Raw genomic sequence first — 12,104 nt, forward strand, 5'->3', positions numbered from 1 at the left:
GGCGCTTACAGCACCTGCGCCACGCCCTCCAGGCTGGCGCGCAGCTTGTCGATCGCCTGCGCTTTGAGCTGATGTACCCGCGGGATCGACACGTTCAGGACTTCGGCGATTTCGGAAAGGTTCAGTTCCTCCACGAAATACAGCTGGACGATCAGCTTCAGCCTGTCGGGCAGTTCGGTGATGGCCGCAATCACCGCATCGCGGGTCTGCGCGTCTGACAGGAGGGCGAAGCTGTCCGGGGTCTGCGCGGCGAAGGCGGCGTTCTGGTCGGAATAGCATTCGTCGATCGAATCGAAGCGTAGCGGCGCGCTGGCATCGCGCATCGCGGCAAGGTCCGCCTCGCCCACGCCCATCGCACGGGCCAGTTCGTGTGGCCGGGGATCGCGGCCCAGCTGGCCGCGCAGCGCCGTTTCCGCCTGCGCCAGATGCCGCCGCCTTTCCGCCGCCCCGCGCGATAGCGGCGCTGCCCGGCGCACCAGATCGACCATCGCGCCGTGCACGCGCATCTTGGCATACGCGGCAAAGCCGTCCTCGGTGGGCAGGTCGTGCTTTTGCGCGCATTCGGTAAGCGCGACGAGGCCAGCCTGCACCAGATCGTCAAGCTCCACGCCCGGCCGCCCGGTGCCGTGAACATGCCAGGCCTGGCGGCGCACCATCGGCAGGAAGCGGCGGACCCGGTCGGCGACATCGCCGACGTAGGCGCGGCGGGCGGCAGCAAACGGCTGTGGATCGAAGTTCATGCGGCCATGCTTTCGGCTGGATCGAAATCGTCAGGGCTGGGAAGACCGGGCGTGGGCTGCGGCGGAGCGGCGGCGCCGATCACGTCGATCACCTCGATCGGCTGGGTGGCGGGCAGTTCGGAGATGGACAGCACCAGGCAGCCCGGCGCGCGCAGGCGCAGTAGCGCGGCCAGCGCGCGCCGGGCGCGCGGCTGCACAACCAGCGCCAGCGGCGCGGCGTGCGGCCCGCGCATCTCTGCCAGCGCCAGCACGCGTTCGCCGATCATGCGGGCAAGGTCTGGCTCGATCACCGGCTGTCCGGTTGCAGGATCGAGCATGCCCTGCACGATCGCGGCTTCCAGCCCGGCATCCAGCGTAATTACCGGCAGGCGCTGCATGGGCGAACAGATCCGCCCCACGATCAGCGCTCCAAGGTCCGCGCGCACCAGTTCGACCAGGCGGTCATGGTCAACGCTTTGCTGCACTGCGCGGGACAGGCTGGCAAAGATTGGCACCAGATGGGCGATGGGAATGTAATCTTCCAGCAGCGCGCGCAGCAGGCGGGTGACGGCGGCGAGCGAGAGCGGCGCGGGGGTGACGGTTTCGACCAGCCCGGCGGAATGCTCCTTCAGCGCCTCGATCAGCACGCGCACCTGATCCGGGCCCAGCAGATCCTGCGGGCGGGCTGACAGCAGCTGGTTGAGGTGCGTGGCGATCACGGTGCCGGGGTCCACGGTCAGGAACCCTTCCGCCGTCGCGTGATCGCGCGCGGCGGGATCAATCCACAGTGCCGGGCAGCCGAAGCTGGGATCGAAGCAGGGTTCGCCGCGCAGGGAATGGTGGACGCTGGCCTCGCCCGCGTCGATCGCCAGCACCTTGTCCGCCCGCACCGCCGCGCCGCCCAGGTTCACACCGCCCAGCACGATGCGGTATTCGTGCGGTGGCATGTCCAGCGCATCGCGCACGCGAAACTGCGGCACGATGAAGCCGAAGCTCTGGCTCAGCTGCTTGCGCACGCCGGTGACGCGGCTGACCAGCGGGGCGCCGCGCCGCTCGTCCACCAGCTGCACCAGGCCATAGCCCAGTTCGATGGTGACGAGGGTATGGTCTGACACATCCTCCAGCGCGATCTTCGAAGGGTCGGCGGGGGCTTCGGGCTCCACAGCGGCTGGCGGAGCGATCAGCGCACGCTCGGCACGTTTCCGCAAGCCGTGCCACAGCCATCCGGCCAGCCCGGCAGCGGGCAGGAAGATCGACTGCGGCATCGCCGGGATCATACCGATCGCGCCAAGCACCACGGCTACCGGCAACCACGTGCCGGGCGCGGCGAACTGGTTGCCGATCTGCCCGGCAAGGCCCCGGCTGTCCGACACGCGGGTGACGATCATTGCTGCGGCGATAGACAGCAGCAGTGCGGGCACCTGTGCCACCAGCGCATCGCCGATGGCCAGCGTGATATAGGTCTGCGCCGCCTGGCTGGCGGACAGGCCGTGGCTGATCATGCCCAGGCAGAAGCCGGCAATGATGTTGACCCCCAGGATCAGCATCGCGGCGATGGCATCGCCCTTCACGAACTTGGACGAGCCGTCCATCGAGCCGTAGAAGTCAGCCTCGGTCGCCACTTCGCGGCGGCGGGCCTTGGCCTCGTCCGCGCTCATCAGGCCGGCGGCAAGGTCGGCGTCGATCGCCATCTGCTTGCCCGGCAGCGCGTCCAGCGTGAAGCGCGCGGACACTTCGGACACGCGGCCTGCACCCTTGGTGACGACGACCATGTTGATGATCATGAGGATCAGGAACACGAAGATGCCGACCGCGAAATTGCCGCCGATCAGGAACGCGCCGAAGCTTTCGATCACTTTGCCCGCGGCCGCCTCGCCCTCGTGCCCGTGGACCAACACCACGCGGGTGGAGGCGACGTTGAGCGAGAGGCGCAGCAGCGTGGCGAACAGCAGGACGGAGGGGAAGGCGGAGAAATCCAGCGGCTTTTCCGCGTTCATCGCCGCCATCAGCACCGCGACCGACAGCGCGATGTTGAGCACGAACGCCACGTCCAGCACGATCGCGGGGACGGGCACGATCATCAACACGATCAGGACGAGGATGCCCGCCGGCAGCGCCACCGCCCCGGGATTGCGAATGCGCGAAAGCAGCATCACAGGCCCAGTTTCGCCAGCTTGGTGTACGCTGCGCGGACGTGGCCGGGCGCCGACTTGCCGCCAGCTCCGAACGCAGCCTCCAGCGTGTCGGACATCGAGCGCCTTGCGACCGGTGATGGAGATGCGGGCAAACCTGCGTTGAATTCGCGCGCGATCGGGCCGGACGACTGCCAGGCGGCGGGATCGTAGGCGATGCGCGGACCGCTCGTGGCGATGGCGGCGTCACCTTCCATCGCGCCGGCCACTTTGTCACGCATCAGCGCCATCACCCCGCCCACGGAGCGCGCCGCGCCGCCGGCATAGAAGATCGAACGATTGGCAGCGGCGGCCTTGGGCAGCAGCGCGGCGGCGCTTTGCGTGGGATCGGTGGCCAGCGCTTCAAGGAGCTGGCCGGCACCCGCCGAACCCAGGAAGTGCGCGAGGTACAGTTCAGCCGCATCGGGTGTCCGGCCCAGCCGGGCGGACAAGTCAGCGCGGTTGTCCGCCGCCAGTTCGCCCGCCATCAGCGCCGCTACTTGCGGATCGTAGCGCAGCGCCATCACTTGCGCGCGGCCCCCGGCGCTGCCGATCGCATCGTTTACCCAGGCCATCCCGTGCTCGGCGCCGTGGCGGCCCATCGTGTTCAGCCAGGTGCCGGAGGTGAACTGGTACAGTCCCGCCGCGCTGGAGGTGGCCGCGCGCGCGCCGGGATCGAGGCTCGATTCCAGCTTCGCCTGCGCCAGCAGATAATCGAAGTCCACGCCCGTGGCCTCCGCGGCACGGGCGATGGCATCGCGCACCTGCGTCCCTGCTTGTGCAAGCGTGCCGACCCCGGCCAGACCTTGTCCATCGCTCAAAATGGGATACTCCCGGCAAAACAATCTACCGGGGCTTTTCAGCAAGAGCCGTGCCAGACGCTTGCGGGCCGGGTCGCCCCCGGCCTGTGCGCGAATGTCAGCCCCGGCCCGCGCCCATCGCGTACCCGGCCGGGATGCGGTATAGTTGCGCGCTGCCGGTCAGCGCGTTGAGCCGGCGCGATACGTTGGCGGCCACGATATTGCGCACTTGCCGGTTCACTTCGTTCAGCCGCCGCGCGGCATCCAGCATGCCCCGGCATTCCTCGTCCAGCTGCCCCGCACCCAGCCCTTCGCCCACCTCGTCCAGGGTTCCGCACAGGCGATCCTTGTCGCGCGTGGTGCCAACGATCGCGTCAAGGTCCAGCCCGGCAAGCGCCTGCCGCTCCGCCTCCAGCACGGCAAGCATCTGCCGCAGGGCATCATGCACGGCGGCGGGCGAGGCATTGGGCAAGGCGTTGGCGGTCATCAGCGTGCAGTCCTCAAAAGCATGCCGGCAGCGATCATTGCATCGGCGATCTTGGCAGGCAGGACGGGATATGTCCCTGATTCCACCGCCTTGCGGATCAGCGCCACCCGGTCGGTATCGACCGGCGCTTCACCGGCAGACAGCGCCTGCGAGGTTTCGACAGACGGCGTGGCCGAGATCTGCGTGCTGGCGGCGGGCGCGCTGGTGGTGGTCGCGCCCGGCACGGCGGCGGTGTTGACGCGCGCCAGCCTGCTTTCGATAGCGCCGGGGCGCTGGGTAGAGCCCACTTCGATTGGTGGCATTGTGCCGCTCCTTGAGAATGTCCTGAACCCAAGAACGGCAAACGCGGCATCGATTAAAGGGCGGCGGCAGTGCCGCATTACGGCAACGGCAGCGAAACCAGGCCGGGCCGTTCGATCCGTGCGCGCATGGTGTCGTTGCGGCTACCCGACGGCGCGGCTGCGGAGCGCACCTTGATCCAGCCACCGACCGGGCCCGATTCCAGCGCCTCTCCCGGCTGGGATACGGTGAACCCCTCACCCGTCACCGCAATCGCGACGGCATCGCCGCGCGTCACCGCAATCTCGACGGCATCGCCGCGCGTCACCGCAATCTCGCCTGCCTGCCCCTGCCCCGCATTTCGGACGGGCACAAACACGCGCCACCCTCCGGGATCGCCGCATTGCACGACCACACTGTCATGCGCAGGCGTGCGCCAGGACAGCGCGGTGCCGGTGCGGCAGGGCTGCAAGCGCAGGCGGCGGTCCACCGCGGTGGCGGCGCCCCCCGGCTCACCCACCGCCGCCCCGGTGAACAGCGCGACCTGGCGGTCTATCGCGTCAAGATCAGCGAAGGCGGCAGACGTCGGGGCGGCAGTAAGGATCAGCAGGCTGGCTAACATTTAGGGACGTTACCTTTGCGCGCGTGATGCGCTTGGCCCGTCATCAGCAAGGCCCGTGCCAGCCTGCGCGCCCGGCACGTCGTAGGCCAGCGCGACCTGCACCGGGCCGGCGCCGGGCTCCACCACGATGCGCGCCGCGCGCCCGGCTACGCCAGCCTCACCGGCGAGCCGCGCAGCCTGCGCCAGCGCCTCCTCGCGCGCGCCGGGGGATGGCCCATAGCGCGCCGTGATCGTCAGCTGCTGGCGCGGATCGCCGGCCTGGCGCGCCAGCCATGTCGCAAGCGCAGGCGCGCCGCTGGATGGCTCGTACACCGCCACCGCTTCCGATCGCGCGGAGACGCGAGCAGGTGGCGGAGTGTTCGCAGGCGTACGGCCATGCAGGGCCGCCGCGCTCAGCATGAACAAAATGAGCGACAAATCCGCCAGTGAGGTCTGCCAGCCGAAGCCCTGATTGCGCCTCATCGGTGCGGCGCACCATTGGACGGATGCGTGGGGACCGGGTGCCCCGGCAGCGCACCGGCCACCTGCCGTTCCAGCCATTCCAGCACACGCTGGCGCTCGCGCTCCTCGTGCGCGGCGCGCCGGGCGATCATCCGCGCCAGCGGGGCGAACAGCAGGTTGCCCAGCAGCAGCCCGTACAGCGTGGTCAGCACCGCCATGGAAATCGCGCCGGTAAAGTCCGCCGCTGCATCAGGGTGTGCCGGCAGGCGGCTCAGGGAAACCAGCGTGCCGGCCAGGCCGAAAACCGGCGAGAGTTCCGCCGCCTGGTCGAACGTGCGCATCGCCCGGCGGCTCTGACCAAGGCGCCGGCGGCGATGGGCGCTATGCGCGGCCTGCAACGCTGTGATGGAGCGCGAGCCGATCAGCGCGTCGGTCACATCGTCGAATTCGGCGTCGCCGACGTGGTGGGCCTCGGCGCGGATCACCCCGTCCTGCTGGATTTCGCGGACCTGCGCGGCCAGTTCTGCGCGCGCCCGGGTGGCGCTGAACTGCGGGCGCGCCAAAGACAACGCCGCCAGCAGCGCGGCGCGCGTATCGTGCAAACCGCAGCGCAGCACCGTGCCCAGGCACGTGCCGCCGGCGACGATGGCAATGCTCAAGGGATCGAACAAGGTATTGGCGATCATGCGCTCTACGCTCCTTTTGCACGAGGAGAACGGCGGCGGCGCGGCAATTTCAGGCTAGGGCGCGCATTTGCCGCCGTCCGGCAAAGGCTTGCCGGTTGCACCGGCTCAGCGCCTTCGCTGGCCCGCCCGGCCCTGCCCCGGCGGCATTTGGCACGCCCCTTGCGAAATACCCGGCACACACGTTTCGGGACACGCAAGACCCATGTCGCAGGATCTATTCGGAATACACGGCAAGGCGCTGGAGCTGCGATCGCAGCGCATGGGGCTGATCGCTTCCAACATCGCCAATGCCGGCACGCCGGGCTACAAGGCCAAGGACATCGACTTTGCCGCCGCCATCCGCGCCGCCGACAAGGGCGTGGGTCTGGACAAGGCGGCGGATGCGGCCACGCAGTACCGGGTGCCGGTGATGCCCTCGCTGGATGGCAACACGGTGGAGCTGCAGAACGAGCAGCTGGCGTTTTCCGAAAACGCGGTCGGCTATTCGGCTACGCTCGATTTCATTCGCGGGCGGGTCGATACCGTCAAGCGCGCGCTGCGGGGCGAATGAGCATGAGCAGCTCCACCGGCCCCCTCAACCTGTTCGGCGTGGCGCAGCGCGGCATGTCCGCGCAGTTGGTGCGCATGAACGCAGCCGCCTCCAACCTTGCCAACGCCGGCTCTGTGTCGGCGACGGAAGAGGGCGCATACAAGCCGATCCGCGCGGTGTTTTCCGAGGACCTCGACCGCGCCAGCGGCCTGGCCACCGTGTCCGTCTCGGGCGTGGTGCGCGAAAAGGCCGCCGCGGTGCGCCAGCACGATCCCGACCATCCGCTCGCCGATCCCAACGGCGACGTATGGACCGCTCCCGTCGATGAGAACGCGGAGATGGTCGAGATGCTCGAAGCCTCGCGCCAGTACCAGAACATGGTCGAGGCATTGTCTACCGCCAAGCAACTGATGCTCGACACCCTGAGGATGAAATGACGATAGCTTCCGTAACCGCCGCAGCCTCGGGCACCAGCGCCAAGGCAAAGAATTCGCTCGCCGACCTCGATTCCGGCGATTTCATCAAGCTGATGACGGCACAGCTGCAGCAGCAGGACCCCACCAACCCGACCGACAACAACGCGATGCTGGCGCAGATGGCGCAATTCTCCTCGCTCGCCAGCACCACCAAGAGCGGCGAGACGCTGCAGAGCATCGCTGACAAGCTGGATTCCGTGGTGTCGGCGCAGAACGCCACCGCCACCGCCGTCGCCAAGCTGGCCGCCGCCCAGACCTCGACCGCTACCGCCAACCAGACCCCGACCGCCTGACCCCCTCACCGGAGATAATCCAGATGTCCTATTACACCTCGCTCACCGGCCTCAAGAACGCGCAGACCGACCTCAACGTCATCTCGCACAACATCGCCAACGCCGAGACCAACGGCTTCAAGAAAAGCACCACGCAGTTCGCCGACATCATTTCGTCTTCGGTCGTCACCGATCCGTCGCTGACCGTGGGCATCGGTTCGCGCGTCGCCAACATCGCGCAGAATTTCACGATGGGCGCGATCGAGCAGACCGGGAATGCGCTTGACCTGACGATCGGCGGCGAAGGCTTCTTCACCACCGTCTCGCCCACCTCGGGCAGCACCGAATATACCCGCAACGGCGCCTTCAGCGTCGATGGCAACGGCTTCATCAAGAATGCGCAAGGCGCGAGGCTGCAGGTGTTCCCGCAAGTCAACGGCGTGACGAACACGGCCAGCCGCCAGGATGCACAAGTGCCGGCCACCAACGCCGCCGGATCGCCGTTCGCCAGCGTCACGGTGGATCAGCAGGGCCAGGTCGTGGCCGGGTATGACGATGGCACCACGCTGACCATCGGCACCGTGGCGCTCGCCAACTTCATCGCGCCCACCGGCCTCAAGCAAGTGGGCGATTCCAGCTGGAAAGTGTCAGGCAAATCGGGCGCACCCAATTATGGCGCGCCGGGCACGGGCGCATTCGGCGCGCTGGATTCCGGGCAGCTGGAACGTTCCAACGTCGACATCGCCGAAGAGCTGGTCGATCTGATCAGCGCGCAGCGGTATTTCCAGGCGAACGCCAAGGCGATCGATACCGCCACGCAGATCTCTCAGACCGTCATCAACCTGCGCACCTGATAACGTGACGGGAGGCTTGGCATGGACCGGCTGATCTACACCGCCGTTTCGGGCATGAACGCCTCGATGAATCGTGAGCGCGTCATCGCCAGCAACATGGCGAACGCGCAGACCGTGGGCTTCAAGGCGGAAATCCTGCAGGCCACGCCCACCACCCTGGAAGGCCCGCAGCTGGAAGTGCGCGCGCTGTCCAGCACCGAAGTGACCGGCGCGTCGATGAAGGCGGGCGGGCTGACCAGCACCGGCCAGCCGCTCGACGTGGCGATGCAGGGCGATGCGATGCTGGCGGTGCAGGCGGCGGACGGGCAGGAAAGCTACACCCGGCGCGGCGACCTGTCGGTCACCGTCACTGGCGTGCTGCAGAACGGCGACGGGCTGCCGGTGATCGGTAGCTCGGGGCCCATCACCGTCCCGCCCGGCTCCAAGGTAAGCATCGCCCCCGATGGCGGCGTGCTGGCGCAAGACCCCGACACGCCCGACCAGCCGCCCCAGGTGCTCGACAAGCTCAAGCTGGTCAGCACCGCCGGCACCCGCATCGCCAAGGATGTGGACGGCCAGTTCCGCGTCCCCAACGGCGGAATCCTGCCGGTAAACGAGAATGCTCAGGTGATTCCCGGAAGCCTGGAACAGTCCAACGTCAACCCTTCACAGGTATTGACGGACATGATCGCGGCGCAGCGGCTTTTCGATATGCGCACCAAGCTGGTCCAGACCGCAGGCCAGCTAGACGAAGCCGGCGCGCGCCTGATGCGCATCGACAGCTGAGCCCACTCACAAAGGAATAGCAGATGCCCAGTTCCGCCCTCCAGGTTGCCCGCACCGGGCTTGAGGCACAGGACACGCGCATGCGCGTGATCTCGAACAACCTCGCCAACGTCTCGACCACCGCCTTCAAGCGCGACCGCGCCAACTTCGCCACGCTGGCCTACCAGGACGCGCGGGTGGCCGGCGCGCAGTCGTCCACCGAAACCGTCTACGCCACCGGCCTGAACCTGGGCACCGGCGTTGCCGTGCAGTCCACCACCCGCATGGAATCGCAAGGCTCGTTACAGACCACCGGCAATTCGTTCGATCTGGCACTGGACGGCGACGGCTATTTCCAGGTCCAGCTTCCCGGCGGCCAGCTGGCCTATACCCGCGCCGGCAATTTCAGCCGCACCGCCGAAGGCCAGCTGGTGACCGCCCAGGGCTATCCGGTGCAGCCCGCCATTACCGTGCCCGAAGGCGCCACCTCGGTAACCATTTCCGACGACGGCACCGTATCGGCGCAGCTGGCTGGTCAGACCGCCCCCAGCCAGCTGGGACAGATCACCATCGCCAGCTTCACCAACCCGGTGGCGCTACAATCGTCGAGCGACAACTTCATGCTGGAAACCGCCGCCAGCGGCACCGCGCAGATCGGCGTGGCGGGCGAACAGGGTCGCGGCCACGTGCGCCAGGGCATGCTCGAAGCCTCCAACGTGAATGTGGTGGAGGAACTGGTCGACATGATCGAGACGCAGCGCGCCTACGAGATCAATTCCAAGATGATCTCGGCGGTGGACGAAATGCTGCGCAACGCGAACCAGACGCTGTGAGCACGCGCACGCCGATCCTGATCGCGCTGGGCACGCTGGCAGCCGGTGGGGCGCTGGTCGCCAGCCCCGCGCTGGCAAAGAAGCGCCCGCCCCAGCCTTCGGGCTTCGAGCCGACCCTGCCGGTCCCGGCAACTGTCGCCCCCGCCGCCGTCACCGGCAGCATCTTCAACATCGCGGCCGGCTACGCCCCGCTATACCAGGGCACGCGCGCGGCCCGCATCGGCGATCCGCTGACGATCCTGCTGGTGGAGAACACCACGGCGGCCAAGTCCGTCAGTTCGAAAAGCGGCAAGAACGGCTCGGCCTCGATCACCCCGCCCACGCGCGGGCTGGTGTCGAAGCTGCTGAATGCCGATGCGCTGAAGGCGGGCTCCACCTCCTCGTTCAACGGATCGGGCAACGCGGCGCAGACCAGTTCGCTGGATACGACGCTGTCGGTCACAATCGCCGAAGTGCGTGCCAACGGCACCGCGCTGGTGCGCGGCGAAAAGCGGATGCTGATCAGCCAGGGCGACGAATGGGTGCGCTTTTCCGGCATCGTGCGGCTGGCCGACATCGACCAGGAAAACCAGATTTCCTCCGCCCGCGTCGCCGATGCCCGCATCGAATACACCGGCAAGGGCGCGCTGCAGACCGCCAGCAAGCAAGGCTGGCTGGGCCGCTTCTTCAACAAAATCTCCCCATTTTGAGAACCGCGATGCGCCGTCTCCTCCCCTCCCTGCTGCTGGCCGTGCTGGCCCTGTTCGCCGCCCCCGCTCAGGCCGAGCGCGTGCGCGACCTGGGCCAGTTCCAGGGCGTGCGCACCAACCAGTTGACCGGCTACGGCGTGGTCGTCGGCCTGCCCGGCACCGGGGATGACAATCTGGAATACCTGACGCAGGCGATGAAGGGCGTGTCGGGCCGCATGGGCCTGACCCTGCCGCCGGGCATCGCGCCCGGCCTGAAAAACGCCGCCGCCGTGGTCATCACCGCCGATCTGCCCGCCTTTGCCAAGCCCGGCCAGCGCATCGACGTGACCGTCTCCACCCTCGGCAAGGCCAAGTCCCTGCGCGGCGGCGCGCTGATCCTGACCCCGCTGTACGGCGCGGACGGGCAGATCTACGCGATGGCGCAAGGCAACCTGGCCGTGGGCGGGCTCGACGCGTCGGGCCGCGATGGCTCCAAGGTCACCGTCAACATCCCGACCGTTGGCCGCATCGCCGAAGGCGCCAGCGTGGAACGCGCCGTCGCCACCGGCTTCGATGCGGGCGAGATGCTGCGCTGGAACCTGTTCGCCGCCGATTTCCTCACCGCCGCGCGGGTGCGCGATGCGATCAATAGCAAAGTGCCAGGTATCGCCACGGTGGAGGACGGCGTGACGCTCGCGCTGCGCCTGCCCGGCAACCCGGACAGCCGCGCCAGCATGATGGCCGCGATCGAGATGATCGACGTCGATCCGGCGGAAACGCCCGCGCGCGTCATCGTCAACAGCCGCACCGGCACCGTGGTGATCAATTCTGCCGTGCGCCTGTCTCCCGCCGCGATCAGCCACGGCAAGCTGACCGTGCGCGTGCAGGAGAACCCCAGCGTCGTCCAGCCCGCGCCCTTCAGCAAGGGCCGCACCGAAGTGGAGCAGCATTCCGCCGTGTCGGTGGAAGAGGAACAACGCTCGGTCGCCCTGTTCAAAGGCGGCGCTTCGCTCGCCAAAGTGGTGGATGCGCTCAACATGCTGGGCGTCACCCCGTCCGATCTGGTCGCGATCCTCGAAGCACTGAAACAGGCCGGCGCGCTCAAGGCCGAGATGGTGGTGATATGAGCGGCATCCTGCCCGCCGCCAGCGGTATGACCACCAGCGCGCAGCAGACCGACCGTGAAAAGCTGCACGTCGTCGCCAAGCAGTTCGAAGCGGTATTCCTGCGCGAAATGCTAGGCGCGGCGCGCAAGACCAGCTTCGGCGGCGACGGCGGCGCGGGCGACATTTCCGGCGGGCAGGCGATGGACACCTTCCGCCAGTTGCAGGACGAACACTTCGCCGACGCCACTGCCAACAGCGGCGCGATCGGACTGGCCAAGCTGCTGGAGGTGCAGATGTCGCGCTTCGTGGCGGACGGCTCTACGGACCGCAAGGCTTCCGGCAAATGAGCCCTGGCATCGCCGCCCGGCCTTTATTCCCGGCCCTTCCCACCGTTCTAAGCGCGTCAGCCATCAACGG

At 67.9% G+C, this 12,104-nt stretch carries 17 protein-coding genes; 9 read left to right on the forward strand and 8 right to left on the reverse strand.

Going from position 1 to position 12,104, the window contains the following annotated elements; genetic code table 11:
- Positions 1-5: 5 nt before the first annotated feature.
- The 8 genes from ASE49_RS15160 to ASE49_RS15195 form a co-directional block, all read right to left on the reverse strand.
- Entirely contained in the window at positions 6-740 is a 735-nt protein-coding gene (locus ASE49_RS15160; protein WP_056774340.1) for a sigma-70 family RNA polymerase sigma factor, read from the reverse strand.
- Positions 737-2,872: a flagellar biosynthesis protein FlhA gene (locus ASE49_RS15165; protein ID WP_056774343.1), complete on the reverse strand. Its 2,136-nt coding sequence runs from the start codon at positions 2,870-2,872 to the stop codon at positions 737-739. Before ASE49_RS15165 ends, ASE49_RS15160 begins: the two co-directional genes overlap by 4 nt.
- Positions 2,872-3,711 (reverse strand): lytic transglycosylase domain-containing protein, encoded by an 840-nt coding sequence (locus ASE49_RS15170; RefSeq protein WP_235523009.1) that lies wholly within the window; start codon positions 3,709-3,711, stop codon positions 2,872-2,874. Before ASE49_RS15170 ends, ASE49_RS15165 begins: the two co-directional genes overlap by 1 nt.
- A gap of 97 nt (positions 3,712-3,808) precedes the next feature.
- Complete coding sequence (locus tag ASE49_RS15175; RefSeq protein ID WP_235523010.1) at positions 3,809-4,177, reverse strand: flagellar protein FlgN; 369 nt, start codon at positions 4,175-4,177, stop codon at positions 3,809-3,811.
- Positions 4,177-4,479: a flagellar biosynthesis anti-sigma factor FlgM gene (gene flgM / locus ASE49_RS15180; protein WP_056774345.1), complete on the reverse strand. Its 303-nt coding sequence runs from the start codon at positions 4,477-4,479 to the stop codon at positions 4,177-4,179. The genes ASE49_RS15175 and flgM overlap by 1 nt, the downstream gene beginning before the upstream one ends.
- A 77-nt stretch (positions 4,480-4,556) precedes the next feature.
- Entirely contained in the window at positions 4,557-5,078 is a 522-nt protein-coding gene (locus ASE49_RS15185) for a flagella basal body P-ring formation protein FlgA (RefSeq protein WP_056774347.1), read from the reverse strand.
- Positions 5,079-5,087: 9 nt separating this feature from the next.
- On the reverse strand, positions 5,088-5,540 hold the full coding sequence (locus ASE49_RS15190) for a hypothetical protein (protein WP_200922064.1): 453 nt from the start codon (positions 5,538-5,540) through the stop codon (positions 5,088-5,090).
- Complete coding sequence (locus ASE49_RS15195) at positions 5,537-6,205, reverse strand: MotA/TolQ/ExbB proton channel family protein (RefSeq protein WP_056774349.1); 669 nt, start codon at positions 6,203-6,205, stop codon at positions 5,537-5,539. The genes ASE49_RS15190 and ASE49_RS15195 overlap by 4 nt, the downstream gene beginning before the upstream one ends.
- A gap of 202 nt (positions 6,206-6,407) precedes the next feature.
- Between ASE49_RS15195 and flgB the strand changes: the two genes are divergently transcribed.
- From flgB to ASE49_RS15240, 9 genes are read left to right on the forward strand one after another with little or no spacing between them, the layout of a single operon-like run.
- Entirely contained in the window at positions 6,408-6,755 is a 348-nt protein-coding gene (flgB, locus tag ASE49_RS15200; RefSeq protein ID WP_056774352.1) for a flagellar basal body rod protein FlgB, read from the forward strand.
- 2 nt (positions 6,756-6,757) lie between these two features.
- Positions 6,758-7,171: a flagellar basal body rod protein FlgC gene (gene flgC, locus ASE49_RS15205; RefSeq protein WP_056774355.1), complete on the forward strand. Its 414-nt coding sequence runs from the start codon at positions 6,758-6,760 to the stop codon at positions 7,169-7,171.
- On the forward strand, positions 7,168-7,503 hold the full coding sequence (locus tag ASE49_RS15210; protein WP_056774359.1) for a flagellar hook assembly protein FlgD: 336 nt from the start codon (positions 7,168-7,170) through the stop codon (positions 7,501-7,503). The genes flgC and ASE49_RS15210 overlap by 4 nt, the downstream gene beginning before the upstream one ends.
- A gap of 23 nt (positions 7,504-7,526) precedes the next feature.
- Positions 7,527-8,336 (forward strand): flagellar hook-basal body protein, encoded by an 810-nt coding sequence (locus ASE49_RS15215; protein WP_056774362.1) that lies wholly within the window; start codon positions 7,527-7,529, stop codon positions 8,334-8,336.
- Positions 8,337-8,357: 21 nt separating this feature from the next.
- Positions 8,358-9,101: a flagellar basal body rod protein FlgF gene (locus ASE49_RS15220; RefSeq protein ID WP_056774364.1), complete on the forward strand. Its 744-nt coding sequence runs from the start codon at positions 8,358-8,360 to the stop codon at positions 9,099-9,101.
- Between the two features lie 23 nt (positions 9,102-9,124).
- Positions 9,125-9,913, forward strand: coding sequence for a flagellar basal-body rod protein FlgG (gene flgG / locus ASE49_RS15225; RefSeq protein ID WP_056774368.1), 789 nt, complete (start codon positions 9,125-9,127; stop codon positions 9,911-9,913).
- Positions 9,910-10,602 carry a flagellar basal body L-ring protein FlgH gene (locus ASE49_RS15230; protein ID WP_056774371.1) on the forward strand — a complete coding sequence of 231 codons (693 nt, stop codon included), beginning with the start codon at positions 9,910-9,912 and terminating at the stop codon, positions 10,600-10,602. The genes flgG and ASE49_RS15230 overlap by 4 nt, the downstream gene beginning before the upstream one ends.
- Before the next feature lie 8 nt (positions 10,603-10,610).
- Entirely contained in the window at positions 10,611-11,708 is a 1,098-nt protein-coding gene (locus ASE49_RS15235) for a flagellar basal body P-ring protein FlgI (RefSeq protein ID WP_056774374.1), read from the forward strand.
- On the forward strand, positions 11,705-12,034 hold the full coding sequence (locus ASE49_RS15240; protein ID WP_056774377.1) for a rod-binding protein: 330 nt from the start codon (positions 11,705-11,707) through the stop codon (positions 12,032-12,034). The genes ASE49_RS15235 and ASE49_RS15240 overlap by 4 nt, the downstream gene beginning before the upstream one ends.
- Positions 12,035-12,104 lie beyond the last annotated feature (70 nt).

Origin of the sequence: Novosphingobium sp. Leaf2 (genome assembly GCF_001421325.1) — a bacterium.
In the GTDB taxonomy this organism is placed as follows: Bacteria; Pseudomonadota; Alphaproteobacteria; order Sphingomonadales; family Sphingomonadaceae; genus Novosphingobium.

Coding starts and splice junctions, on each gene's coding strand:
- ASE49_RS15160 (WP_056774340.1), bottom strand. CDS start 740: ATGAACTTCGATCCACAGCCGTTTGCTGCCGCCCGCCGCGCCTACGTC.
- ASE49_RS15165 (WP_056774343.1), bottom strand. CDS start 2,872: ATGCTGCTTTCGCGCATTCGCAATCCCGGGGCGGTGGCGCTGCCGGCG.
- ASE49_RS15175 (WP_235523010.1), bottom strand. CDS start 4,177: ATGACCGCCAACGCCTTGCCCAATGCCTCGCCCGCCGCCGTGCATGAT.
- flgM (WP_056774345.1), bottom strand. CDS start 4,479: ATGCCACCAATCGAAGTGGGCTCTACCCAGCGCCCCGGCGCTATCGAA.
- ASE49_RS15185 (WP_056774347.1), bottom strand. CDS start 5,078: ATGTTAGCCAGCCTGCTGATCCTTACTGCCGCCCCGACGTCTGCCGCC.
- ASE49_RS15190 (WP_200922064.1), bottom strand. CDS start 5,540: ATGAGGCGCAATCAGGGCTTCGGCTGGCAGACCTCACTGGCGGATTTG.
- ASE49_RS15195 (WP_056774349.1), bottom strand. CDS start 6,205: ATGATCGCCAATACCTTGTTCGATCCCTTGAGCATTGCCATCGTCGCC.
- flgB (WP_056774352.1), top strand. CDS start 6,408: ATGTCGCAGGATCTATTCGGAATACACGGCAAGGCGCTGGAGCTGCGA.
- flgC (WP_056774355.1), top strand. CDS start 6,758: ATGAGCAGCTCCACCGGCCCCCTCAACCTGTTCGGCGTGGCGCAGCGC.
- ASE49_RS15210 (WP_056774359.1), top strand. CDS start 7,168: ATGACGATAGCTTCCGTAACCGCCGCAGCCTCGGGCACCAGCGCCAAG.
- ASE49_RS15215 (WP_056774362.1), top strand. CDS start 7,527: ATGTCCTATTACACCTCGCTCACCGGCCTCAAGAACGCGCAGACCGAC.
- ASE49_RS15220 (WP_056774364.1), top strand. CDS start 8,358: ATGGACCGGCTGATCTACACCGCCGTTTCGGGCATGAACGCCTCGATG.
- flgG (WP_056774368.1), top strand. CDS start 9,125: ATGCCCAGTTCCGCCCTCCAGGTTGCCCGCACCGGGCTTGAGGCACAG.
- ASE49_RS15235 (WP_056774374.1), top strand. CDS start 10,611: ATGCGCCGTCTCCTCCCCTCCCTGCTGCTGGCCGTGCTGGCCCTGTTC.
- ASE49_RS15240 (WP_056774377.1), top strand. CDS start 11,705: ATGAGCGGCATCCTGCCCGCCGCCAGCGGTATGACCACCAGCGCGCAG.